Below are 19,674 nucleotides of genomic sequence, written 5' to 3' on the forward strand. Positions count from 1 at the left end.
CCAGAAACCCCGAGGAGGCGGCAGGCGCCGAATGGCCTTAGTCCTGATAACCCGCCGGGGCTGGCCGATCGACCGGGAGTCCCCATTCCTTCGCGATCTGGTGTGCGGCCTCGGCTTGGGCCCGCGCTGGTTCGCCCCAGCCGAGCGCGTCAGCCGCGTCCGGCAAAGGCACCATCCACCGGCGGCACACGTGGCCCGAGCCGTCCGGGTCCGGCCGCGGTGGATCAAAGGCGACGATCTCGCCCACCATGCGGAGCTGGGCGTACGGCGCCTTGCCCGCATCGATCACCTCCTGGTAGCCGAGGTAGGCCACACGTCCGAGCCGAACCTGATTCTCCTCGTCGGCCTCGCGGATCATGGTCGCCACCTCATCCGCGTCACCTGGTTCAGGGCGGCCACCTGGCAAGCCCATCACGCCGTTGACATCCTGGATCAGCACCCGTCCGCTCACCCGGCAGATCAGATACCCGTGCACGCGCGCCACCGGCAGGTCCCCTCGTACGGGAGCGGCGTGCCACCGATAGATCACCTCAGAGCCATCAGACACCCGCCCCACGGTAGCCACCGCGCCCGTCCGATGCCGCTGATTCTGAGGGCTTCGACCTGCCACTCGAATAGCTGCCCGGCCTCACCATGAAGGGACGCTGACCATGTCCAACACCGCAGCACGGACGATCTTCCGGGACCTCATCGACCAGATGATCCCTCACGATGCCGTGGAGGCAAGTCATCGCCAGGCAGTTCTGGACTGGGTGGACTCCGGCGATCCGCTGTATCGGACCCACAAACCGGCTACTCCGCCTCAACATCTGGCCGTCTACGCCGTCCCGTTCGATGAGGAATCCCGGTCAGTGCTCCTGGTCGAACACACCCTCGCCGGCCTCTGGCTGAACCCCGGCGGCCATCCTGAGGTCGACGAAGACCCCCGTCAGTGCGCCCGGCGCGAACTCGACGAGGAACTCCAGATCACCCCCGACTTCCACCCCGATCTTGGTGACGCCCCGCTGTTCCTGACCGTGACGCCGACCCGCGGCCCCAACAGCCACATCGACGTGACAACCTGGCATGTGCTGGCTTGTAACCGGGACATTCTGCTGACGCCTGATCTGCGGGAGTTCACCCGGACTGTTTGGGTCTCCATCGATGAGCAGGACTCCTGGCCCGCTGGCGGCTACGACCCCGCGTTCCGCCGCTTCCTCGCCAAACTCAGCAGCCGCTTGGCCCACCCCACCGGACCGAACAGTGATGCCCTGGCAGGCTAATCAGCCGATCACCAGCTTGGCGCCTGGGTCCAGCGCGGCCAGCTCGCCGACAGAGATCACGAACTCGCCGAGCTCGTCCTTGCGCGCTTGCAGATCCTTCACCACCTCGGGCACCGCCAGGACCTCCATCCAGCCGGCGAGTCCCTCACGGTCTTTGCCGTCGACCGGCTGCGGGTCGTCCGCGGGGGCGCCGTATTCATCCAGTTCGGAAGAGACCGGATGCTGTACCCGGCTCTCGTCCTCCCAGATCGGGATCAGATCGCGGAGGTAGCCAGAGCTGATGGTGACGAACTCCTCCCGGGTGATCTCCACGTATGCATCCGGCACGCCGTACAGCGTGGCATCGAAGTCGCCGTCGGCCGCAGGGTCCGCCGGATATGAGGCCCACAGCATCCACTCCGGATAGATGTGGTCGCGGAAGCTCCGCGTGGCAACGAGCATCACCCTGATGTCGAGATCTTGCCGAACTCGTTGGATCGAGGTGAGTTCCCAACCACCCTCCAGGAGGGCGTCGAGGTCGCGGCCAAGCGTCACGGGGTGGGGCACGTCGAACTCCTTGGTGATCAGCGGATGGGGCGATCCTAACCACCCCAAATGGTCCGATGGCGCCGCAGAACGGCCGGACCTCTCCCCCACTCCCCACGCCCGCGACGGCGGGCCGCTCCCCGGACAAGGCACGACCCCTCTGTTTACGTCCCATTTTCTCGAGAATTTCTTTTTCGCTGACCAGGTTTCCTCAATAATCGAAGGCAATTTTTGCGATACCGGCCACTGTTCTCATAGCGTTCAAGCGAGGCGCCCAGAAAACCAGGCCGGTCACGCTGCGCGAAAGGCATTTAACGGTGGGTGGGGGGTCGCATTTGTCAAGAGGGCTAGAGAAGTTCGTGATTTCCTACAATTTCCATGCGCGTACACATGCCGCCATGGTCCGCCGGAGGGTTCGGCGTACCTGTGCGCGCTTGCTGGCTCAATGCTGACCGCTGACAGAATTGCTGCTTTGACCTGCACAGACGTGGACGTGTGGAGATGGTTACATCTCCTAGCCTTTCCCGACGCGGCGCTGACCTGCACGAATGCAAGGTGCACAGAAAGGGCGTCACAGGCCCCTTTCGGGGGTCGCCGAGGCAGCCAGGTTGGCTCTTTTCTGCGATTTGTAGGGTTCAGAGGTTGACTTTAGGCCACTGCGTCCCGCCATTTTCAAGGCCCGTGGTGGCATGTCCTGACAAACTGAGGTTCCGCCATGTGGTGGACTTGCTACGCACGGGCACATCAATTATCAGTGAGCACCATTTACGGATAGTTACACATATTAAAAATGGCTCGGAAGAATGGGCCAGATAATCGCGCTGAATAATCGTGACCTGCGCCGTACCGGCGACGTGGGCGGGCCGGTCGAGTCCGTGGGCATGCTGTGGGGCATCGTGTCGGCAACGGGGTGCGCTGAGCCTGGCGCGATTTCGGCCGCCAGCAGGGCCCGGACATGCGAAAGCCCCCGGCATCGCCGGGGGCCTGGGGTTGAGGTGCTAGGCGCTGAGGGTCTTGGTCACGAGGTCCTCCGCGCGCTTGACCGCGATCTCGGCGGACTCCTCGGGCCTCTTGCCGCGCATCCCGCGCACGCAGTTGGAGCCGTTCCAGACGGACCAGACCCAGCCGTCGCCGTCCTTGTCGGGGAAGACCTCGCCCCAGATGTAGCCGTCGCCGGGGGCGTAGTAGGCGACCAGGAAGGCGAGGCCGTGGTTGGGGTGGAGTCGCCAGACCTCACGGCCCTCGGTGGCGGCGGTCAGTTCGGCGTCCTGCATGGTGAAGTCGTACATGGGTGGTCCTTCGGTTGGTGGTGGTGGCTACTCGTAGGCCAGGTGCTCGAAGCACTCGCGGGCCGTGCGGCGGTTGGGGAAGTAGCGCGTCCTGTGGGGTTCAGGGCTTGCTCCGAAGTGGGAGCGCTGGACGAACCAGCGGCCCGCTCCCCCGGCGAGGGTGAAGGTCACCGTTCCCGCCCCTTGGATGTCGCGGTCGGCCCGGTCGTAGTGGCGGACCCTTGCGCCCTTGCGGTCCTTGGGGATGCCGGGCTTCCAGGCCAGGGCGTCGGGGAGGTAGCTCATAGCGACGGTAGACGGGGAGAGTACGGCTAGGCGTCCGTCGCGCTCTGCTGGATGATCCAGGCCCTACCGACCTTGGCCGCGATCTTCTTCTGGCGGCTGCTGAGAACGTCATGCCCGTCCTTCAGGCCGTCGTAGAAGTAGACGTAGGCACCGAGGGCATCAAGAGCTGCGGCGCGCTCTGCGGTGTCGAGCAGGCCGGTCAGGTCGGCGGGCTCGTCGCTCTCTTCCTGCTCAGTCCACAGCAGGCTGACCTTGGTGATGATCGCCTGCCGTTCGTGGTTCAGGATCAGCATCGGGTCGGGCCAGCCGTAGTTCTGGTCGTACTCGCCGAGAGTGCGCAGGGCAGTCTCGGCGTCTTCCAGGGTGATGTCGCTGTGCATGTCGACGGAGTCGCCTTCGGGAAGGCACTCGGGACACTCGTCGTGGCACTCGCAGCAGTCCTCGCTGTGGGCGTCCTGGATGATTTCCTCTGCGGCGTCGGGGTCTGCGGCCTGCACGGTGTCGGCCATGCGCTGGTAGTCGCCCCATTGGCCGGAGTTGGACTCGGAGTCGACGCAGTTGTGTTCGCCCGCGAGGACGGCGGCCACAAGGATCTCGTGGTCGCTCAGGCGCATGAGGTAGGTCACCGTGTAGGTACGGAGCGTCGGGGCATCGCTGACCACGGCGGGCGGGGTCGTGTTGATGAGCGCCAGGGTGGCGACGGTGATGGGTGCGTCGGCTGGGTAGGAGTGCGTGGCTGTGCTGGGGGTGCCGTGGTCGTCTTCGCTGGTGGCGGTGACGGTGGCCCAACCCTCGAAGCGCTCGACAGGACCGGTCAGGATCTGGGCGTACGTGTGAGGCTCGGCGTCTTCGAGGTGGATGAGATGGCCGGGGACGAGGTCTTGGGCCTTGATCGTGATGTGCGGCAGGGAACGGGGTTCTTCGGCTTCAGTGGGCTCAGCGTCATTGGCCGCGTTCTCCAGTCGCTGGAGCCTCTCGACCCAGGCGCTTCCTTCGTCGGTGATCTGGACGGCGTCGAGGGTCGGGACCCGGTGGCCTCGGCGGGTGGTGGTCTCGGCCGTGATCGGCGTGACCAGACCTCGACGGGCGAGCGCGGAGAGGGTGGCGGCGGTGGCGTGTTGGCCGGGTTCGCCGAGCTGGGGGCCGCCCCGGTAGATGATGCCGGGCTTGCCCTGCTGCTGGGTCTCGTGGGCGTAGGTCAGTGCGCGGAGCATGGCGGGGGTGATGTAGGCGGTCATGGTGGGGGCTCCTTCAGGTGGTTGGTTGGTGGCGGTGCGGGCCCGGTGGTGAGTCGGGCCTGGTGGATTAGTCGTCGACTGGCTCGGGCGGCGCGGTGGCGATGACGCGAGCGCAGAGGGCGCAGGTGAACTCGGGCTCGCCGGGCTCCATGTCGAGGGTCCAGGGGTAGACCTCGCCGATCTCGGCGTCGTCGTTGTTGTACGGCGGGAAGCAGGCGGGGCAGAGGTGGCCGATGGGCTCGACTCGGTAGGCCAGGGCTTCAGCGGCGGGCCTGCGGATGCTCAGTGGGTACATGGCGGAGTGGTCCTTCGGCGGTGGTTGGTGGTGGCGTTGGCCCGGTGGTGAGTCGGACCTGATGGGTTGGTCGTCGATGTCGGGTAGCTCACTGCTGGGGGGAGACACCGGCCCAGGCGGTGAAGCCGGGGTGTTCGACAGTGGGAAGGCTGTGGAGGGGGCAACCGTGGCGGTCAGCTATCGCCTGGGCGTCCTCGTAGGCGGCGAAGATCAGGGAGGCCCAGCGATCGGCGTTGGTACCGTCCACCAGGCAGCGGGAGTCGATGCCTTCAGCGGCCAGTGTCTGGTCGGCGTTGTCGAACGCGCTGGCGATAGCTTCGCGGGATGCCCAAGTGCCCCGGCTGTTGATGACCCAGAGGGTGAAGCGGGCCAGGTTGGCGGGGGTGATCTCGGCGGCCTCGCGGGCGGTCCAGGAGTCCATGCCCTTGGCAACGTAGGCGGCTGCGCGCTCGCGGCAGCGGGCCTCGGCAAGGTCGCTGCTGCCCTGGTTGTTGACCGAGACCAGGCGGTTGCCGGCGTTTGTGACCATGGTGGTGCGGACGTAGAAGCCGTAGCCCTCGGCCTCGGTGGCGGCCTCGATGTGCTCGGCGTTGTCCCAGATGACGCGAGCGGCGTGGGTGGAGTAGTAGCCCAGGCGGGTGCCGTGCCTCTCCTTGTAGCCCTTGCCGTTGATGGTGAAGCGGTTGTAGATGCCCTCGATGCGGAAGTCTTCGCCCTGCTTGAGGCCCAGGGAGCGCAGGACGCGAGCGAGCGCGACGGTGGGGGTCTTGGCGGGGGCGAGCTTGCGTGCCATCTGGGGGTCCTTCCGGGGTTGCTGTCGGGCGGAGCCTCAGCATATCTCGTAAAGCGCTACATGCACTATCGCTTTCGCATATGCTGATGGGCTGTGACCAAAACGCAACAAGCCCCGGCTGTCAGGCCGGGGCTTGTCGTGGCGTCAGAGCAGGTCAGGCCAGGTAGGGCGGGCGTCGAGCGCCGCCGTTGAGAAAGTCGTCCATGGTGCCGTGCACGCGCTCCAGGCCATCGAGGACCTCGGCGAGCTGCTCCGGTGTCAGGCGCGGCCAGCGCAGCCCGATCAGGGCGACCAGGGCCACACGCTCAGACTGCACAACCCTGCCCCACTCCTCCCGCAACCACTTCAGGTGCGCAGCCTCGGTGGAGAACTTACGAAGCTCGCTCGTCGCCTCGTAGAAGCTGGTGGCCTGATTGGTCAGCAGGGTGTCGAGGACGGCGGACGCGAACGGGACTGCGCACTCGTCCGGGTAGGGGATGCCGTCGTCGTCCCCGGTGATCAGCGCTGGGTCCCGGCGGCTGGAGATGCACGTCAGGAGGATCCTGGGGTCGTGCCCTGGGGCGGGCTGGTCGTCGTACTCGATCCCTTCCGCCAGGGTCTCACGGAGGAGCTCCAGGGCTTGGGCGGGCGGGGTTGAGTCGGGGACGTGGTAGGTCACGACGGCCAGGGCGTCGATGGTGTGGGTGCCCATGGTGATCTTCCTTCGGGGTGGTGTTTGGTGGCAGTCCTGGCGGACTCCCCGGCGGGCCGGGCCCGGCTGGGTCCGGCCTGCGGAGGGCTCGTCAGGGCTTGCTGGGGTCGTGCTGGTTGGTGTCGCAGGCCCAGACTGGGGGCCATGCCCCGTCGTTGAGTCGTACGGTTCCTTGGCCCCGGCACACGTGGCAGCGGCGCGGCGAGCAGTAGTCGGACTCGCCGTTGCGGTTGACGGTGTAGGACACCGGCTTGGGTCCGCCGGAGGTCGAAGCGGTGCCCTGGATCTTCCAGCGCGTCCCGCGTGCCGCGCTGGTGTCCATCACGCACGAGGTGACGACGACCGGGCCGAGTGTGGTCCCCCGGTCGAAGTACATGCCTGAGAGGGTGTCGCCCGGCTGGTAAGGCGGGCGGGGGTCGTGGCGCATGACGGCTTCCTTCGGTGGTGGGTGGTGGAGGTGGCGGGCCCGCTGGTGGGGCGGGCCGGTTGTGGTCTAGCGGGAGGTCAGCGGGTCGCCCTTGTAGTCGACGGCGTCGAGCCGATCTGCTGGCAATTCGTGGAAGGCGGCCAGGGCCTGGAGGGCGTGGTTGCGACCCTTGACCGGCATCGATTCGGCGACCTCGCCCTGGGGGCCGTAGTGAAGGCTGTAGCGGCGGCCTCCGTGGTGCTCCAGTACGGCGGTGAAGTCAGGCCCCAGGATGCGGAAACAGCCCTGACCGCGCAGTTCCAGGAACGTCAGCGGGATGCGGACGTCTTGCCCGTCGAGGTACCTCACGTAGTGGGTGAGGCCGACCACGGCCCGGTAGACGGCGGAGGTGAAGCGCTCGCGGTAGGTGCGCCACATCGCGTCTTTCGTGTGCCAGATGACGAAGCGGGGCGTGCGCTGCGTGTCGGTGGTCTCGATGGCGAAGACGGCGAACCTCGTCTTGTGGGGGCTGTCACGTCGTGCCCCCTTGGCGACACAGACCCTCCACGTGGAGTCCTTCGCATCCCCCCACATGACGATCTCGGCCTTGATGGTTGTGCGGGCGGTGTACGGGAGGGTGATGGTTTCGCCGACCGCTGGGAGGGGCGCGGGTGCCTGGGTGTCCATGAAGCGGGTTTCCTTCGGTGGGACTGGTTGGTTGGTGGTGGAGCCATCAAAGCATGTGCGAAAGCTCTAACACAAGTCCAGCTTTACGAGAATCTTGCAGCGAGTCCGAGAGCGTGGCACACAGGGGCGTCACACGGGGATGCTCGGCGCGATGGCTGCCAACATCGCCCCAGCCCTACGCGAGAGGGCTTGCATGCGGCACTCAGACGAGGGGCGACCAAACCAACCTCTCACACAGAATCTTGTAAAGCCTGACTTGCATTACAGCTTTCGCCCATGCTTAGCTTCTGCCACATCACCACCGACCACCGAAGGAGTTGGACATGGCGTTGCGCTGGTACCGCTACCTACCGAGCAGCGAGCTGTTCGCGCAGATCCGCGTCGAGTTCAAGCCCAACACCCACGACTTCCTGGGGATGCTCGCCCTGTACGCCCACAAGGAGGCCGACGGCTACGACCCAGAGTCGATCTCCGCCTGCCCCCGCCCCACGCAGGCCAGCTTCGAGTCCTGGATGCGTGAGGAGTACCGGCAGTACGGCGTCGACATCTCGTGGACCTGGCACGAGCACAGCGAAACGGATGGGGTCGAAGCGGCCAGGCAGTGGGCTCTGGAGACCGCGCTCAAGTTCTGGCCGAAGTTCGCCGAAGACTTCCGCAAGGCGTCCGCGTGAAATCCGGCAGGCCGATCTACCACGGCTGCGATCTCGCCTGCTTGGCAGCGTGGCTCGCCCGGTTACCGGGCAGCAGGTCCAGCCAGCTCCGACAGCTCCGACCAAGACAGGAACGCGCAATGAAGATCAGCCTCACCATCACCGTGGACGCCTCGCCTGAGGGCGTCCGGCAGTGGGCCACCGCCTACGGCGTGGAGCCGACAGGTGCAGTTGTCCGCGAGGACATCCGCCGCTACATCGGCAACCAGATCGCCTCGCACTTCGCGAACAACCCCGAATACCCCGCGATCAGCGCCGACTGGCGATAGGCACGCGCGGCCCCGACGACTCCCCCACCACCAAGCGGAGCGCCACGTGAACCCCTTCGCCAGCACCGACCAAGCGGTCCGCCTGGCAGCAGCCGAGCAGATCATCGCCGAGCGCCAGGTCGAACTGACCCAGGTAGAGCTCGCGCTGGCTGCCGAAGCAGACGGCTGGCTCCGCAAGGGCCTACGCAACCGGGTGAAGGGGCTCAAGAACAACATCACCTCGTGGCAGGACTACATCGCCGAGGACTGCCCGCGCGAGGTCCGGGCGACCACCAGGCCCGGCGACCGCTGCTGACCAGCAGCGACCACCAAACACCACCACCAACCAGCACCTGAAGGAGTCCCCCGCCATGAAGAAGGCCGACATCCAGCCGGGCCTCGTCTACCTCTACGACCACCGGGGCTTTGACAACCCCGTGGTGTTCCTCAATGACCTCTCCCAGCTTGTCCAGCACGCCGATTCCTGGGACCGCCGCAACGGCTCCACCGTGTTCCAGACGTCCAGGGAGGCCAGGCCCGCACGGTTGAGTGCCTACGGCAATCGTGTGGCCGGATACCCGGCGCTGACCGTCACCTCCAAGAAGGATGAGACGCTGTCGCAAACGGTGGAGCGGCTCCAGGCCAAGGCCGCCACGGTCAAGCTGGACGACATGCTGGCCGCGACGAAGGCGAGCACTGACGACGGCTTTGAGTACATCCTCGTGTCGTCGCTGCCCAAGATCCTCGGTGAGTATGAGCCGACCGTCACGGCGCGGCGCGAGGAGGAGGCGCAGGCCGAGGCTCTGCGTCAGGCCCGCCGCGAGCGCATCATGGCCTCGTGCGATCGGAACAACGCCATCGCCGACCGGCTGGCCGTCCACGGGGTGACCATCGAGCACCAGGAGCGGCACGGCTACCACAGCGGCGAAGTCCGGACCGCTCAGGTGAGTCTTGATGACCTGGAGAAGGTGCTGGGACTGCTGGAGAGCATGGCGGTGGTGGCTGACCACGGTTCGCAGGTGATGGCGCTGCGGGCCGCCTTCCCTGCCTCGGATGCCACGGTGGCGGCGACTGCCGGTCTGCTCCACCGGATCCGATCGGTGGGTCAGCAGCTCGGCGTGGTGGAATCCGGCCCGCTCCAGGTCGACCTGTCCGACCGGTGCCGTGACTGCGGCGCGCAGCGGGACCTGGGCGATGACGGCTGGGCTCGGCACGAGAGCCACCTGTTGTGCCCCTTCCACCACCGCGCCCGGATGGTCACGGATGAGAACGGCTACGCCTACGTGGACTGCTGCTTTGACTTCGACGCCTTGGTTCCGCTGGATGAGGCCGATCGGGTCCAGTCGAGCAAGACGGGCCGCCTGGGGACCGTGACCGGGCGCGTGGCCAAGGCATCGGCCATCGTGACGTGGGACGCCGAGCCTGAGCGTCGCAGGGAGGAGATCACCACGCGCGGGGGCCGGACCGGCTTGATCAAGGTCTGATCTCCGGAATGCACGAAGACCCCGCCGCTCCGGCGGGGTCTTCGCGTATTTCCACCAAACACCAGGGGGTACCATCCGCCCTGGTGCCCAACCAATCGGCGGGCACCACCCCGCCGACCGAAGGAACCACCGCTGAGCGGCGGCCTCGAGGCCCAAGGTAGCAGCCGGGCACTCGCGCTCAGCCTCGCTGAAGAGAGGGTTTCCTGCTCTCAGCAGGCCGGGATATCAACTACCTGTCGATGACCTCTGCCTCGACGACGTCCAGGCTGGCCAGGACGTCATCGCTGCGGCGGGGTGCCTCCAGTTCGCGGGCGCGGTGGCTGGCATCGGAGCCGAACAGGCGGGCGATGGTGCCGCCCTCGGCCATGGCGCGGCCGGACGCCTTGACCGTCAGGCTGAAGCCCTCGGCGTCGGCCTCGGCGCGCTTGGCGAGCATCCGGTGGAGCCGGTCGATCTCGGCGGACAGGTTGGGGTCGGCGTAGCCGCCTTCCGATTCCTCGACCAGGCGCAGGAAGGCGACCCGCTGGAACTGCATGGACACCACGGCGTCCTCGACGGCGCGGAGCTGGTCGCGGGTCTTGATGGTGACCGGGATGGTGTAGGCGCAGGCGCTGCCGGGGCTGTTGGCCGGGCAGTGGGAGGCGAGGTAGCAGGTGTCGCACTGGCGCAGGCTGTCGGCCTGGAGCTCGACGAGGGAACGGGTGGTAGTAGTCGGCTGGCCGTCGTCTCCGATCCCGGTTTCGCTCACCTGGGCCAGGGTCAGGCCGGGCAGCAGGGCTCGCTCTCCGGTGCGTGGAGTTGGTACCGGCTTCCGCGTTTGCGGGGTGGGGGTATCAACTGGGTCCGGCTCGACTTCCGCGTTTGGTCCGGAAGGCGTTTCGGGGGACATATCAACTACTTTCCGTTTGCGCGTGTTGATGTGGTCGACGAACTGACGCCAGCTCCAGATCGCGACCTTGAGGACCTCGCTCGCGTTGTCCGATTCGATGAGCTCGATGTCGAAGCCGGCGCGCTCCAGGTGCTGCCGGTGGCGTTTGCGGCCCTGGTCCTTGTACTTGCGCGGGTAGCGCTTGAGGGCGTGTCCGGTCCAGATCTGGGTGTCGCCGTACTGGGCCGGAGACAGCCAGCTCGTGGAGGCGACAGAGTCGAATCCGATCTGCTCCATGAGGTCGGTCTTGGTCATGGCCACGCCGTGGATCCGGACGCCGCGGCGGGCGAGCCGGTTGAGGAGTCCGGCGATGTCGCGCCCGGCGACGGAGATCTGGGGAACGCCGACCCGGCCGTAGCGGTCTGCCAGTCGTTCCAGTTCGGCAACGCCGTGCTCGGCGTGCCAGATCGGCAGGAACTTCTCCCCCAGGTGGTCGTAGAAGTCCGATCGGTGGCGGGCGAGCCAGTCCGGCCCCATGCTGGTCGCATCCAGTTCGGACACCATGGCGATCCGGTCGAGGTTGGCTTCGATGAAGGTCCGGTAGGCGCCAGCCAGGTCCTCGACGCGCTCAGCGGGCCACTCCTGCGGCTTGGCGTTGAGGGTGTATCCGCCGGAGTCGACGAAGACGCTCTGGTGGTCGGGGTACTTGGCGGAGATGAGCCAGGGCCGGGTGAGTTTGGTCCGGCGCAGCAGCCCGACAAAGGACAGGGCAACGTGGTCGACGCCCTGGGCGGCCAGGAGCGTGCGCCAGCCGGGCACCTCCGAGCCGCCGAAGTACAGCGACAACATCAAAACAGGCCGGGCTGGTGGTGCTGGGCCCGCTTGCGGGCGGTTGACCAGTCGACCGGGGCGCGGCCCGCGGGCGCCGCCTTGCCTGCGGTGTGGCTGGTCTGGCCGACGGTGAACAGCGTCTGCTGGCCGCCGGTCGGCGGGGGGATGCGGCCCGAGCGCTGGGCGGCCAGGAGGGTGGACTGGGCGATGCGCTTGGCCTGGATGTCCTCGATGCCCTCGCGGATCACCTGGCGCATCCGCTGGCCGTAGGTGGGCGGCTGGGGCGGGCTGGCCGGGCCGGGGCTGGGCTGGGCGATGGCTGGGCCGGGCTTGGGCAGTCGCCCGGGCGTGGGAACCTGGCGGGCGCCGACGCGGGCCTGGACGGCGGGCAGGTCCCGCGGGTCGGTGACGCGGTTGAGCTGGCGCACGTACGGAGCGACGCGCCGCTGGATGAACGCGGCCTTCTCCTGCGGGCTGGGCGGGATGACCTGGCCGACGTGGTTGCGGGCGCCCGGCGCCGGGGCTGCCTTTCGCTTGTCGCTCGCGCTGGAGCGGTTGAGCGGGTCGAAGGTGACGGCGGGCGGCTTGTCGTAGGGCGACAGGTCCACTCCCGGGCCGGGTGCGGTTGTCGGGCCCGGCGCGGGCGCGGGGTTCTTGACGCTGGCGTTGCGGGCGGCCTGCTCCCACTCGGCGCGGGCTCGGGCGGTGGCCTGCTTCTTGCCGCGCTCGGCGCGGGCGCGGATGCGCTGCTGGCCGGGGTTGTTGACGAACCCGTTGAACAGTTTGCCCGCGGCGTGCAGGCGAGCGGCGCGCTGGGCGAGGATCTCGGGTACGGCGTCGGGGTTGATCACGGGGCGTCCTTGTCGGGTCGGGGGTCGGCAGCGCGCAGGCTGCGCACGCGGTCGACCTCGTCGACCATGAGCTGCCAGGGGGTCAGGGCCGCCTCGTGGTCCGGCAGGTACTCGGGGCGTGCGTAGGCGGGGTGGATGTAGTGCAGGAGGGGGATGCCGCTGCTGGCCAGGATCGCGATGACGCCCGGGTTGGGGTCGGCTAGCAGGGCGATGTGGGCGCCTTGGCCGCGTAGCCGCTCGACCTGGCGTAGCCGGCGAATGGCTGGGTCGTCGGGGTCGGTGGGGTGGGCTTCGAGGACGAACTGGTGGTCGGTGAACCCGTTGAGTTCCAGCCACGGGCTGGCGGGCTGGTCGCTGATGAGGGCCAGGCGGTGGACGCTGGCGATGGCGGCGTACAGGGCGCGGCCGGTGGGGATCGGGGCGCCGGAGGCTTCGTCGCGCAGCAGCCCGTCCACGGTCAGCAGGGCGAGTCCGGTCATCGGCTGCTCCACAGCAGGGCTTGGAGGCGGGCGGTGCTGGCCTCGGCGAGCGGCTGGCCGTACAGATGGCGCTGGGTGTCCAGGGCGGCTTGGCGGCCGACGGCGGCGATCTCGGCCAGCGCCGGTCCGATCCCGGAGGCTTTGGCGGCCTGCCAGCGGAAGTTGGCGAAGTCGCCGTAGCCGTGGCCGCCGGGCCCGAAGGCTTGGTGGCGGCCGGTGTGGATGTCGTCGAACAGGTGGCTGGCCTGGTCGACGGCCAGGTGCAGGGCGGTCATCGCGTTGGTGTGGCCGGGGCTGGCGATGGGCGTGGATTGGGCGGTGCCGCGGGCGGCGTTGTAGCGGGCGATGATGTCGCGGGCGGTGGCCGCTTCGCGGTCGACCTGGGCCCACCAGTCGGCCGGGTAGAGGGTGCGCGGGTCGGCGGGCAGGCGCGGCGGGCGCACGGTCCAGGTGTCGGCGGTCAAGTCGTAGGCGGCGTAGGGGTGGATCGCGGTGACGCCGCCCGGGGCGTTGGTGGTGGCCGGGTTCCAGTAGTAGGTGAGCTCGAAGACCTTGCCGCCCAGGTGGGTGCGGGCCGTCTGCGGCCACAGTTCGGCGCGCAGCAGGGAGTTGATGAAATCCGCCAGCTCCGGTTCGGACAGTGCTGCTTGCTCGGGTTGGAGCTGGCGGAAGCGCAGGGGGTTGATCCCGACCATGACGTCCAGGTCGCCGTTGCCTCGGTCTCCGGACCACTGGTGGGAGATGCCGGATCCGGCCAGCCACAGCCGGGTCCAGGAGTCCTGGTCGCGGAAGCGGGAGCGCATGAATTGCGTGAATGACCCGGTGATCGTGTCACGGACGTGCGGCCGGAGTTTCTGGCCGTCGAACAGGGCCGGGTCGAGGCCGGGATCGGGCGTCGAGAAATAGCCGCTGTGGCCCGAGGCGACGGTAATACGCCCGGACGATTGTGCGGCATTGTCGAGAAAATGTGACGCCGATTGGTAGCCCATGTATTCCAGTTTAGGCTGATTGGTGTTTTTCGAGTTATTCGCCGAATAGGCGGAAAGGGCCCTCCGGAAGCGCCGCGCGCGGAGGGCCCTTTGTCGGTGGGTTTCCGCCTATGGCCTGGGGGCGTTGCGGACCTGGTTGAGGATGGCGGCGTTGGCTTGGGCTTCGGCGGCCTGGCGGGCGGCGGCCATCATGACGTTGTGGACCTGCATGGCGGTCTTCTGGGCGACGATCTCGTCGGCGACGACCGAGCATCCGGCGGTGATCTCGTCGGGGTGGGCGGTCTTGTCGAGGGTGAGCTTGTCGCTGATAAGGGCGGGGTCGTTGGTGCCGACCCAGGCGCCGTCGTAGTCCTGGTAGATGACGAACGCGGTGCGGACGGGCAGGCCGGGGGCGGGCGTGTCATCCGGGCCTGCGGGGCTCGGGCCGGCGGCGGGCTGCGGGTCGGGGGTGTGGCCGATGATGGTGGCGGCGCCTGCGCTGTTGATGTGGTTCTCCGGGTGGTTGGTCGGCTGGTGGGCCTGGTGGTGTTCGGTGGCGTGGGCGGGTGTCAGCCGGTGTAGTGGTAGTCGCCTCGGGCGGCCCGCATGCGCTGCATGACGACGCTGAAGTGGGGGCAGAACTCGCACAGGAAGCGGTTGGAGCGGGCCTTGCCGAGCCCGGCGGCCTTGCGCTCGGCTGCGGTGTCGGGGGTCAGGCGTTTGGCCTCGGACTTGAAGTCGCCGCAGTTGGTGGTGCGGTTGTGCTTCTTCCAGCAGGTGAAGGCGTCCTCTTTGAAGGTGTCCTTCAGCTCGTAGAAGCTTCGGCCCAGGCCCTCTCCGCTACGGGCGTTGATCTGGTCGACGATCTGCTTGCGAGTCTCGGTGTTGCGCCAGTGCTTCTCTTCGACGTCGAAGAGCTGGCCGCCCGCGTGGGGGGTGCCGGAGGGGAAGCGGTGGCGGGAGGCCAGGTAGGCGAGCAGGTCGTCGGATTCGACCGGGCCGTGGTGGTCGGGCAGTTCCTCGATGGTGGTGCAGGTGCCGCAGAGCAGAAGCCGGATCTTGGGTTCGGTGGTCATGCGCCGTTTCTTGGTTCGTGTCGTGGGGGTCAGGCGGTGACGGGGGCGTCCCAGATCGCGGCCCAGGTGCGGGGGCCGACGAGGCCGTCGACGGCCAGGCCCTTCTCGTCCTGGAAGGCGCGTACGACCTGGCGGGTGATGGGGCCGAAGACGCCGTCAGCGGTGATGGCCCAGCCGCGGTCGGCGAGCTTGGCCTGCAAACGGCGGATGGCGTCCTTGTCGGCCTTGGCGGTGCCGGTGCGGTGGCCGATGCCGTAGACCTGGCCTGCGGTCAGGGGGAAGCGCGGTGCCTGGTTGCCGGTCGAGGGCTTGGTGGGCCGGGTCGGCTTGGTGGGCTTGCCGGGCTGGTCGTCCGGGCGGGGCTTGACGCTGACCTTGGCGTACTTGGGATAGCCGTAGCCGACGATGTAGCGGCGGTCGCGGTAGCGGATCTTGACCGCGTCCTCGGTGTTGCCCTCGATGGTGACCACGCGGCCCCGGTTGTCAGTGCCCAGGACCACGCCGACGTGGTCGATGGCGCTGATCGAGCGGGTGCCTGCCCAGTCGAAGAACACCACGGCGCCCTTGGTGGGCCGGTTGCCGAACGCTCCATGGCGGGCGAACCAGCCTGCGTGGTAGGGCGTGTACGCATATTCGCCGATGATGTCCAGGCCCTGCTCGCCGCCGGCCTTGAAGGCGCAGTAGGCCAGGAACATGTCGCACCAGGCGGCGTCGCGGAAGCCGTGCGTGCGGTGCCGGGAGTCCCACCACAGGCCGAAGGTGGTGTCCTTGTCGGGCTGCTCGCGGTAACCCTTGAAACTCTTGAGGGTGTCGAGGAACTCCTCGACGGTGAGGCTCACCAGCCGCTCCCACCGTCGTAGACGGGCAGATCCAGGATCTCGCCGTCCTGCTCACCGTCCTCGGGGGTGACGGCCGCCTTGTTCTGCGGGGCCAGGGGCCGCGGGGAGTGGTCGAGCTCGCTCACGCCAGGCCGCCCTTCGGGCCGATCACGCCGGTCATGACGTGGCCGGGGTAGGCGTTGGCGGGGCTGTGGCCAAGACCGCCCCGATCGGGGGCGGGCTTGCGGACGGCGCCGTCGGTGATGCCCTCGGCCAGTTCGGCGCTCATGCTGCGGGAGGTGGGGTAGGCCATTTAGGCGATTCGCTTTCCGGTTCCGTTGGGCTTGCGCCGGTCGTTGAATATCTCCGCGAGCGGAGGCCCGGCGCCGTCGGTGTCCTTCGGGACGGTGAAACGCACGTTGTCGCCAATTCCGCCACGGCGCCGGTCGGTCGCTGCCATCGGCTTTCGAGTGCCCATGTGCGCCCTTCCTGGATAATTCCGACGTGGACATTTCCCAGCGTATTTAAAATGGCGTCACAAATGGTAATGTTCGGTCCCCGAGTAACCAGGCCGGGCCGACAGCGGGTCTGCTTTGGGGCCGGGGTAGAGCTCGTCCAGGCGGACGACGTCGGCCACCTCGATGACGTGCTTGCCCAGGCCATAGCGGGGGGCGACCCGGCCGATGTTGGGGATCGGTGGCCTGATGGCGTTCATCGCCTGCGCCGAGGCGTTCATCAGCTCGTCCAGGCGGTCACTCACGAGGTTTTCGGGCAGCGACGCCCAGGGTCCAGCGGGCACTAATCGAACACCTTTCCGGTAGCATTCGGGCATGAGCGAGAGCAGCAGCGAGGAGTTCGACTCCGAGCTCGATGGGCCGGAACTGGACAGCCCTGGGACGTCGCTGGAACCCGGGGACATGACCCGGGAGGAGTTCTTGGAACGGGGCGGTTCCGAGGAGGACGCCGAGTTCTACTACGGCGAGCGCGACTACATCTAGTCGCCCGGCATGACCGGGTAGGGCTTGTCCTTGCTCGGATTGGTGTTGATCTTCGTGTTCGGGTTCGGCCGGAACTGTGCGCCCAGGTGCATTCCGGAGTGCTCCCCGAAGTGGGACGACCATTCCGGGCTCAGTGACTGCGCGCCTTCCGAGGCCCAGTCACGCACGACCGGGTACTGGTCGGCGTGGCTGACCATCACGTCTGCGCGGCGCATCTGCTGGCTGCCCCAGGCGGCGGCCTGGATGGTGTGGGCGTTGTCGGCGTAGTTGACGCCGCGGCTGAGGCCGCGCTCGGCGGCCACCCGGCGGGTGGCGTAGTCGTTGAGGGCGTGGACGTAGCTCTTGCCGTCCGACAGCATCTGCTCGGGGCGGCTGTTGCCGGTGTCGTGCTTCTCGGTGACCTTCCCGGTCTTCTCGCTCACGGTGGTCTTGATGACCGGGGTCGCGCCCCTGACCGCCGAGACGGGCTGGTCAGCGTAGTACGGGAACTTCTTGCCGTCGGCGCCGGTGTACATCTTCGACTTGCTGGTGGGCAGGCCCGGCGCGACGACGGACGCCTCATGGATGTCGCTGACCTTGTAGGCGTCGGCGTGGTCCTTGTCGGCCAGCGCGCCGCGGAAGGCGATCGTCTTGGCCGCGGAGTACGGGTCGCCGTAGTGATGGGTCGACGGGTCTCCGGTGGACAGGCTGTGCAGAGTGCGCTCGACCACCTTGTAGTTGTTCTGCTTGCGGCCGGAGATGAACCTCGGGTCGCGGCCTTCGACCGCTGCGCTCACTGCCTCTTCGGCCTGCTCGATGTTGGGCCAGGAGTCCTTCGAGCGCCACTTGGAGTTCGGAGATGTGTCGGCCACGGCCTGGTTGGTCACCGCGCGGGCCATGACCGGGTTGTCCGCGAACTGCTGGTGGCTCATCACGTTGTGATGGGCCTGCTCGAGGCGGCCGTAGGCCGACATCATGCTCTCATCGTGACGCTTTTGCAGGTCAGCGTCGGGAAGGCGGGTGGTGGGCCTGCCGCCGTAAAACATCTGGGAGCCGGACTCGTTCACGCCCGCCTGGATGTGCTCGGCCATGACCCGGTCGAGTGCCTGGTGATGGGTCTTCTCCAGAGAGCCGATCGGGTTCCTCGGGTCGTGGCCGTAGTGCGCCAGCACCGCCTCGCCCTTGCGGTACTCCGGGCCCGTCAGGTCCTCGGCTCGCCGCTGCACGGTGATCTCGGGGTGATGCTCGTGCGGCTGGTTGATCGCGGGGCTGCCGCGCTCGGCCGCGGTGTTGGGGAACATGCGGTGGCCACCGGCCAGCCAGGTGAAATCGGCGTGGGACATGCCCTCTGGCCGCCGGTAGCCGAGCTGGGCGTCAGCGCTGCCACCGGGGGCGGTGACCTCGCGGTGCAGACGGCGCATCCGGGTGGCGTCGGCTGCGGGGCCCTCGAACTGCTTGGCGTTGACCGCGCGGGGCAGTGCGCGCCCGGTGGTGGCGGTGAATGTGTTGGCGGGCTGGCCGGTGATCGGGTTGAGGTTGGGGTCGGCCGGACCCTTCTTCTTGGGGGGCATGCTCTACTTCCAGGTGGGCAGATGGCGGCGCATCTGCTCGGCGAACTGGGGGTTTGATTCGCGGCGGGCGGCCGGGTCGGTGACCTGCACGCCGTACTGGGCGGCCAGGCGGCCGAGTTCCTCGGGGCTGACCAGGGCGTTCTTGCCGCCGTGGGCGAGCCGCTCGACGGCGTCTCCTTTGGCGGTCCACTTGGTGCCGCGGGCCTGAGCCTGGAGGCCGGCTTGGGGGTTGACCTCGGCGGTCCAGAAGTAGTCCGCGGGCGCGACGCGCTCGCCCTTGTGGACCCCGCGCTGGTAGGAGCGCTGGTTGAGCTTGGCCTTGACGGAGTTGAGCAGCCGGTCCTCGCGGCGTGAGGCGATCGTGCCGAGGTAGCCGTCGGGGTACTGGGCTGAGGGGATGGCGGGGACGCGGCCCGAGCGCTTGGCGTCGAGCAGGTCGCGGTAGCCGGTCCCGGCTCCGCCGCCTCCGCCCGTGGTGGTGCCGCCGGGCTGGGCGACGAAGGTGTTGTAGGACCAGGGCACTACGGCCCCTGAACGTCGGGGACGTTGGGCTGGGTGTGCTGGGCAGCCGCGCTGTGGTTCATCGCTGACTCGGCGAACTGGGCGCTCTTGCTGACGGCGCCGCGGGCTGCCGCGCCAGCCGCCGCGCGCAGGAGCTGGGGCCCGGCGACCCGGGCGACTGTGCCCAGGACGGCCGGGATGGCAGCCAGCAGGGGGCCGGGCATGTCAGGCTCCCCGGTTCTGGTGCAGGTAGAAGTCGCCGAGTCCGGCCTTGGACGGGACGGTGTAGACGTTGCGGCCGGTGGCGGCCGACTCCTCGGCGTTGGGGTAGACATAGGTGGCCTGGACGGCGCCCTTGTGGCCGAGCCGCTCGGGGATCTGCTGGCGGTAGCCGTGCAGGACGGCCTCGATCATGCCGCCCTTGGCGTTGCCGCTCTTGAGGACGCTGGTCTGGGTGGGGCCGCGTTCGGCCGAGCGGTTGACGAACGTCGACGCCTGCGTGCCCATGGTTGGGAAGGTGGTGGTCGTCTTGTCCTTCACGGACTCTCCTCGGGTCAGGACGCGCCCAGCCAGGTGCGCCGGTCGTAGGTCTCTGCGGACACGCCGTTGACGGAGGGCAGGACATCGCCGCTGGGCAGCATGCGCTGGGCGTCGGAGGGCGAGTGGCCGTTGGGGCTGGCGGCGTACGGCTCCAGCACCGAGCGCCGACGATGGCCTGCGCGCCCGGCGCCGACCTGCCGGGAGTAGAAGCGGGTCATGGTGGCCGCGCGGGCGGAGTCTGCGAATCCGCCGTTTCTGGAACCCTCCACGAATCCGCCTTT

At 68.1% G+C, this 19,674-nt stretch carries 32 protein-coding genes; 6 read left to right on the forward strand and 26 right to left on the reverse strand.

Translation table 11 applies throughout. The features are described from left to right. Positions 1–37: 37 nt before the first annotated feature. Positions 38–484: an NUDIX domain-containing protein gene (locus tag ACFWYW_RS23815; RefSeq protein WP_379620748.1), complete on the reverse strand. Its 447-nt coding sequence runs from the start codon at positions 482–484 to the stop codon at positions 38–40. Between the two features lie 166 nt (positions 485–650). On the opposite strand from ACFWYW_RS23815, the gene ACFWYW_RS23820 reads away from it, so the two are divergent. After that, positions 651–1,262, forward strand: coding sequence for an NUDIX domain-containing protein (locus ACFWYW_RS23820; RefSeq protein WP_379620750.1), 612 nt, complete (start codon positions 651–653; stop codon positions 1,260–1,262). On the opposite strand, the gene ACFWYW_RS23825 is transcribed toward ACFWYW_RS23820, so the two are convergent. From ACFWYW_RS23825 to ACFWYW_RS23865, 9 genes are all read right to left on the reverse strand, one after another. Next, positions 1,263–1,808 (reverse strand): hypothetical protein, encoded by a 546-nt coding sequence (locus ACFWYW_RS23825; RefSeq protein WP_379620752.1) that lies wholly within the window; start codon positions 1,806–1,808, stop codon positions 1,263–1,265. Between the two features lie 977 nt (positions 1,809–2,785). Next, entirely contained in the window at positions 2,786–3,076 is a 291-nt protein-coding gene (locus ACFWYW_RS23830; RefSeq protein ID WP_379620754.1) for a hypothetical protein, read from the reverse strand. 27 nt (positions 3,077–3,103) lie between these two features. Continuing rightward, positions 3,104–3,361, reverse strand: coding sequence for a hypothetical protein (locus ACFWYW_RS23835; RefSeq protein ID WP_379620756.1), 258 nt, complete (start codon positions 3,359–3,361; stop codon positions 3,104–3,106). A gap of 26 nt (positions 3,362–3,387) precedes the next feature. Continuing rightward, the gene (locus ACFWYW_RS23840; RefSeq protein ID WP_379620758.1) at positions 3,388–4,599 is read right to left on the reverse strand and encodes a hypothetical protein; all 1,212 of its coding nucleotides are present in this window, start codon (positions 4,597–4,599) and stop codon (positions 3,388–3,390) included. 67 nt (positions 4,600–4,666) lie between these two features. Then, positions 4,667–4,894, reverse strand: coding sequence for a hypothetical protein (locus ACFWYW_RS23845; RefSeq protein ID WP_379620760.1), 228 nt, complete (start codon positions 4,892–4,894; stop codon positions 4,667–4,669). A gap of 88 nt (positions 4,895–4,982) precedes the next feature. Continuing rightward, positions 4,983–5,687: a hypothetical protein gene (locus ACFWYW_RS23850; protein WP_379620762.1), complete on the reverse strand. Its 705-nt coding sequence runs from the start codon at positions 5,685–5,687 to the stop codon at positions 4,983–4,985. A gap of 154 nt (positions 5,688–5,841) precedes the next feature. Further along, entirely contained in the window at positions 5,842–6,378 is a 537-nt protein-coding gene (locus tag ACFWYW_RS23855) for a hypothetical protein (RefSeq protein ID WP_379620763.1), read from the reverse strand. 91 nt (positions 6,379–6,469) lie between these two features. Continuing rightward, a complete protein-coding gene (locus ACFWYW_RS23860) occupies positions 6,470–6,805 on the reverse strand; it encodes a hypothetical protein (protein WP_379620764.1) in 336 nt (111 codons plus the stop codon). Between the two features lie 66 nt (positions 6,806–6,871). Next, positions 6,872–7,471: a hypothetical protein gene (locus tag ACFWYW_RS23865; RefSeq protein WP_379620765.1), complete on the reverse strand. Its 600-nt coding sequence runs from the start codon at positions 7,469–7,471 to the stop codon at positions 6,872–6,874. Positions 7,472–7,794: 323 nt separating this feature from the next. Here ACFWYW_RS23865 and ACFWYW_RS23870 point away from each other — a divergent pair, with 323 nt between their 5' ends. The 4 genes from ACFWYW_RS23870 to ACFWYW_RS23885 all read left to right on the forward strand — a co-directional run bounded on the left by ACFWYW_RS23870 (position 7,795) and on the right by ACFWYW_RS23885 (position 9,913). Then, the gene (locus ACFWYW_RS23870; protein ID WP_379620766.1) at positions 7,795–8,142 is read left to right on the forward strand and encodes a hypothetical protein; all 348 of its coding nucleotides are present in this window, start codon (positions 7,795–7,797) and stop codon (positions 8,140–8,142) included. A gap of 119 nt (positions 8,143–8,261) precedes the next feature. Continuing rightward, positions 8,262–8,450, forward strand: coding sequence for a hypothetical protein (locus ACFWYW_RS23875; RefSeq protein WP_379620767.1), 189 nt, complete (start codon positions 8,262–8,264; stop codon positions 8,448–8,450). A 46-nt stretch (positions 8,451–8,496) separates the two neighbouring features. Continuing rightward, positions 8,497–8,745, forward strand: coding sequence for a hypothetical protein (locus ACFWYW_RS23880; protein ID WP_379620769.1), 249 nt, complete (start codon positions 8,497–8,499; stop codon positions 8,743–8,745). A 55-nt stretch (positions 8,746–8,800) separates the two neighbouring features. Then, positions 8,801–9,913, forward strand: a complete 1,113-nt coding sequence (locus ACFWYW_RS23885; protein ID WP_379620771.1) for a hypothetical protein — start codon at positions 8,801–8,803, stop codon at positions 9,911–9,913. 229 nt (positions 9,914–10,142) lie between these two features. Here the strand turns inward: ACFWYW_RS23885 and ACFWYW_RS23890 are convergent, their stop codons facing one another. The 11 genes from ACFWYW_RS23890 to ACFWYW_RS23940 all read right to left on the reverse strand — a co-directional run bounded on the left by ACFWYW_RS23890 (position 10,143) and on the right by ACFWYW_RS23940 (position 16,603). Then, positions 10,143–11,630: a hypothetical protein gene (locus ACFWYW_RS23890; RefSeq protein WP_379620773.1), complete on the reverse strand. Its 1,488-nt coding sequence runs from the start codon at positions 11,628–11,630 to the stop codon at positions 10,143–10,145. Further along, complete coding sequence (locus ACFWYW_RS23895) at positions 11,630–12,463, reverse strand: hypothetical protein (protein WP_379620775.1); 834 nt, start codon at positions 12,461–12,463, stop codon at positions 11,630–11,632. Before ACFWYW_RS23895 ends, ACFWYW_RS23890 begins: the two co-directional genes overlap by 1 nt. Continuing rightward, positions 12,460–12,942 carry a hypothetical protein gene (locus tag ACFWYW_RS23900; protein ID WP_379620777.1) on the reverse strand — a complete coding sequence of 161 codons (483 nt, stop codon included), beginning with the start codon at positions 12,940–12,942 and terminating at the stop codon, positions 12,460–12,462. The genes ACFWYW_RS23895 and ACFWYW_RS23900 overlap by 4 nt, the downstream gene beginning before the upstream one ends. Next, positions 12,939–13,931 (reverse strand): hypothetical protein, encoded by a 993-nt coding sequence (locus ACFWYW_RS23905; protein WP_379620779.1) that lies wholly within the window; start codon positions 13,929–13,931, stop codon positions 12,939–12,941. The genes ACFWYW_RS23900 and ACFWYW_RS23905 overlap by 4 nt, the downstream gene beginning before the upstream one ends. 108 nt (positions 13,932–14,039) lie before the next feature. After that, a complete protein-coding gene (locus ACFWYW_RS23910; protein ID WP_379620781.1) occupies positions 14,040–14,558 on the reverse strand; it encodes a hypothetical protein in 519 nt (172 codons plus the stop codon). After that, on the reverse strand, positions 14,480–14,986 hold the full coding sequence (locus ACFWYW_RS23915) for a hypothetical protein (protein ID WP_379620783.1): 507 nt from the start codon (positions 14,984–14,986) through the stop codon (positions 14,480–14,482). The genes ACFWYW_RS23910 and ACFWYW_RS23915 overlap by 79 nt, the downstream gene beginning before the upstream one ends. A 29-nt stretch (positions 14,987–15,015) precedes the next feature. After that, positions 15,016–15,825 carry a peptidoglycan-binding protein gene (locus ACFWYW_RS23920; protein ID WP_379620785.1) on the reverse strand — a complete coding sequence of 270 codons (810 nt, stop codon included), beginning with the start codon at positions 15,823–15,825 and terminating at the stop codon, positions 15,016–15,018. Continuing rightward, positions 15,822–15,950 carry a hypothetical protein gene (locus tag ACFWYW_RS23925; protein WP_281367855.1) on the reverse strand — a complete coding sequence of 43 codons (129 nt, stop codon included), beginning with the start codon at positions 15,948–15,950 and terminating at the stop codon, positions 15,822–15,824. The genes ACFWYW_RS23920 and ACFWYW_RS23925 overlap by 4 nt, the downstream gene beginning before the upstream one ends. Next, positions 15,947–16,117 carry a hypothetical protein gene (locus ACFWYW_RS23930; protein ID WP_157247854.1) on the reverse strand — a complete coding sequence of 57 codons (171 nt, stop codon included), beginning with the start codon at positions 16,115–16,117 and terminating at the stop codon, positions 15,947–15,949. Before ACFWYW_RS23930 ends, ACFWYW_RS23925 begins: the two co-directional genes overlap by 4 nt. After that, the gene (locus tag ACFWYW_RS23935; RefSeq protein WP_157247853.1) at positions 16,118–16,282 is read right to left on the reverse strand and encodes a hypothetical protein; all 165 of its coding nucleotides are present in this window, start codon (positions 16,280–16,282) and stop codon (positions 16,118–16,120) included. A gap of 57 nt (positions 16,283–16,339) precedes the next feature. Beyond that, positions 16,340–16,603: a hypothetical protein gene (locus ACFWYW_RS23940; protein WP_157247852.1), complete on the reverse strand. Its 264-nt coding sequence runs from the start codon at positions 16,601–16,603 to the stop codon at positions 16,340–16,342. Positions 16,604–16,634: 31 nt separating this feature from the next. On the opposite strand from ACFWYW_RS23940, the gene ACFWYW_RS23945 reads away from it, so the two are divergent. Further along, entirely contained in the window at positions 16,635–16,802 is a 168-nt protein-coding gene (locus ACFWYW_RS23945) for a hypothetical protein (protein WP_157247851.1), read from the forward strand. Here ACFWYW_RS23945 and ACFWYW_RS23950 read toward each other — a convergent pair. Genes ACFWYW_RS23950 through ACFWYW_RS23970 form a run of 5 tightly spaced genes read right to left on the reverse strand, consistent with a single transcriptional unit; the run spans position 16,799 to position 19,662 of the window. Next, positions 16,799–18,352 (reverse strand): hypothetical protein, encoded by a 1,554-nt coding sequence (locus ACFWYW_RS23950; RefSeq protein WP_379620790.1) that lies wholly within the window; start codon positions 18,350–18,352, stop codon positions 16,799–16,801. The genes ACFWYW_RS23945 and ACFWYW_RS23950 overlap by 4 nt on opposite strands. Before the next feature lie 3 nt (positions 18,353–18,355). Beyond that, positions 18,356–18,874 (reverse strand): hypothetical protein, encoded by a 519-nt coding sequence (locus ACFWYW_RS23955; protein WP_157247849.1) that lies wholly within the window; start codon positions 18,872–18,874, stop codon positions 18,356–18,358. Next, positions 18,874–19,077 carry a hypothetical protein gene (locus tag ACFWYW_RS23960; protein WP_379620792.1) on the reverse strand — a complete coding sequence of 68 codons (204 nt, stop codon included), beginning with the start codon at positions 19,075–19,077 and terminating at the stop codon, positions 18,874–18,876. Before ACFWYW_RS23960 ends, ACFWYW_RS23955 begins: the two co-directional genes overlap by 1 nt. Before the next feature lies 1 nt (position 19,078). Next, positions 19,079–19,393 carry a hypothetical protein gene (locus tag ACFWYW_RS23965; protein ID WP_157247847.1) on the reverse strand — a complete coding sequence of 105 codons (315 nt, stop codon included), beginning with the start codon at positions 19,391–19,393 and terminating at the stop codon, positions 19,079–19,081. A gap of 14 nt (positions 19,394–19,407) precedes the next feature. Then, positions 19,408–19,662, reverse strand: coding sequence for a hypothetical protein (locus ACFWYW_RS23970; RefSeq protein ID WP_379620794.1), 255 nt, complete (start codon positions 19,660–19,662; stop codon positions 19,408–19,410). Positions 19,663–19,674: the final 12 nt, after the last annotated feature.

The organism is Nonomuraea sp. NPDC059023, from assembly GCF_042740095.1.
In the GTDB taxonomy this organism is placed as follows: domain Bacteria; phylum Actinomycetota; class Actinomycetes; order Streptosporangiales; family Streptosporangiaceae; genus Nonomuraea.

Bases quoted from the DNA above. Each gene is read 5' to 3' on its own strand.
- ACFWYW_RS23820 (WP_379620750.1), top strand. From the start codon at position 651: ATGTCCAACACCGCAGCACGGACGATCTTCCGGGACCTCATCGACCAG.
- ACFWYW_RS23830 (WP_379620754.1), bottom strand. From the start codon at position 3,076: ATGTACGACTTCACCATGCAGGACGCCGAACTGACCGCCGCCACCGAG.
- ACFWYW_RS23835 (WP_379620756.1), bottom strand. From the start codon at position 3,361: ATGAGCTACCTCCCCGACGCCCTGGCCTGGAAGCCCGGCATCCCCAAG.
- ACFWYW_RS23840 (WP_379620758.1), bottom strand. From the start codon at position 4,599: ATGACCGCCTACATCACCCCCGCCATGCTCCGCGCACTGACCTACGCC.
- ACFWYW_RS23845 (WP_379620760.1), bottom strand. From the start codon at position 4,894: ATGTACCCACTGAGCATCCGCAGGCCCGCCGCTGAAGCCCTGGCCTAC.
- ACFWYW_RS23850 (WP_379620762.1), bottom strand. From the start codon at position 5,687: ATGGCACGCAAGCTCGCCCCCGCCAAGACCCCCACCGTCGCGCTCGCT.
- ACFWYW_RS23855 (WP_379620763.1), bottom strand. From the start codon at position 6,378: ATGGGCACCCACACCATCGACGCCCTGGCCGTCGTGACCTACCACGTC.
- ACFWYW_RS23860 (WP_379620764.1), bottom strand. From the start codon at position 6,805: ATGCGCCACGACCCCCGCCCGCCTTACCAGCCGGGCGACACCCTCTCA.
- ACFWYW_RS23865 (WP_379620765.1), bottom strand. From the start codon at position 7,471: ATGGACACCCAGGCACCCGCGCCCCTCCCAGCGGTCGGCGAAACCATC.
- ACFWYW_RS23870 (WP_379620766.1), top strand. From the start codon at position 7,795: ATGGCGTTGCGCTGGTACCGCTACCTACCGAGCAGCGAGCTGTTCGCG.
- ACFWYW_RS23875 (WP_379620767.1), top strand. From the start codon at position 8,262: ATGAAGATCAGCCTCACCATCACCGTGGACGCCTCGCCTGAGGGCGTC.
- ACFWYW_RS23885 (WP_379620771.1), top strand. From the start codon at position 8,801: ATGAAGAAGGCCGACATCCAGCCGGGCCTCGTCTACCTCTACGACCAC.
- ACFWYW_RS23890 (WP_379620773.1), bottom strand. From the start codon at position 11,630: ATGTTGTCGCTGTACTTCGGCGGCTCGGAGGTGCCCGGCTGGCGCACG.
- ACFWYW_RS23900 (WP_379620777.1), bottom strand. From the start codon at position 12,942: ATGACCGGACTCGCCCTGCTGACCGTGGACGGGCTGCTGCGCGACGAA.
- ACFWYW_RS23905 (WP_379620779.1), bottom strand. From the start codon at position 13,931: ATGGGCTACCAATCGGCGTCACATTTTCTCGACAATGCCGCACAATCG.
- ACFWYW_RS23915 (WP_379620783.1), bottom strand. From the start codon at position 14,986: ATGACCACCGAACCCAAGATCCGGCTTCTGCTCTGCGGCACCTGCACC.
- ACFWYW_RS23930 (WP_157247854.1), bottom strand. From the start codon at position 16,117: ATGGCCTACCCCACCTCCCGCAGCATGAGCGCCGAACTGGCCGAGGGC.
- ACFWYW_RS23935 (WP_157247853.1), bottom strand. From the start codon at position 16,282: ATGGGCACTCGAAAGCCGATGGCAGCGACCGACCGGCGCCGTGGCGGA.
- ACFWYW_RS23945 (WP_157247851.1), top strand. From the start codon at position 16,635: ATGAGCGAGAGCAGCAGCGAGGAGTTCGACTCCGAGCTCGATGGGCCG.
- ACFWYW_RS23950 (WP_379620790.1), bottom strand. From the start codon at position 18,352: ATGCCCCCCAAGAAGAAGGGTCCGGCCGACCCCAACCTCAACCCGATC.
- ACFWYW_RS23960 (WP_379620792.1), bottom strand. From the start codon at position 19,077: ATGCCCGGCCCCCTGCTGGCTGCCATCCCGGCCGTCCTGGGCACAGTC.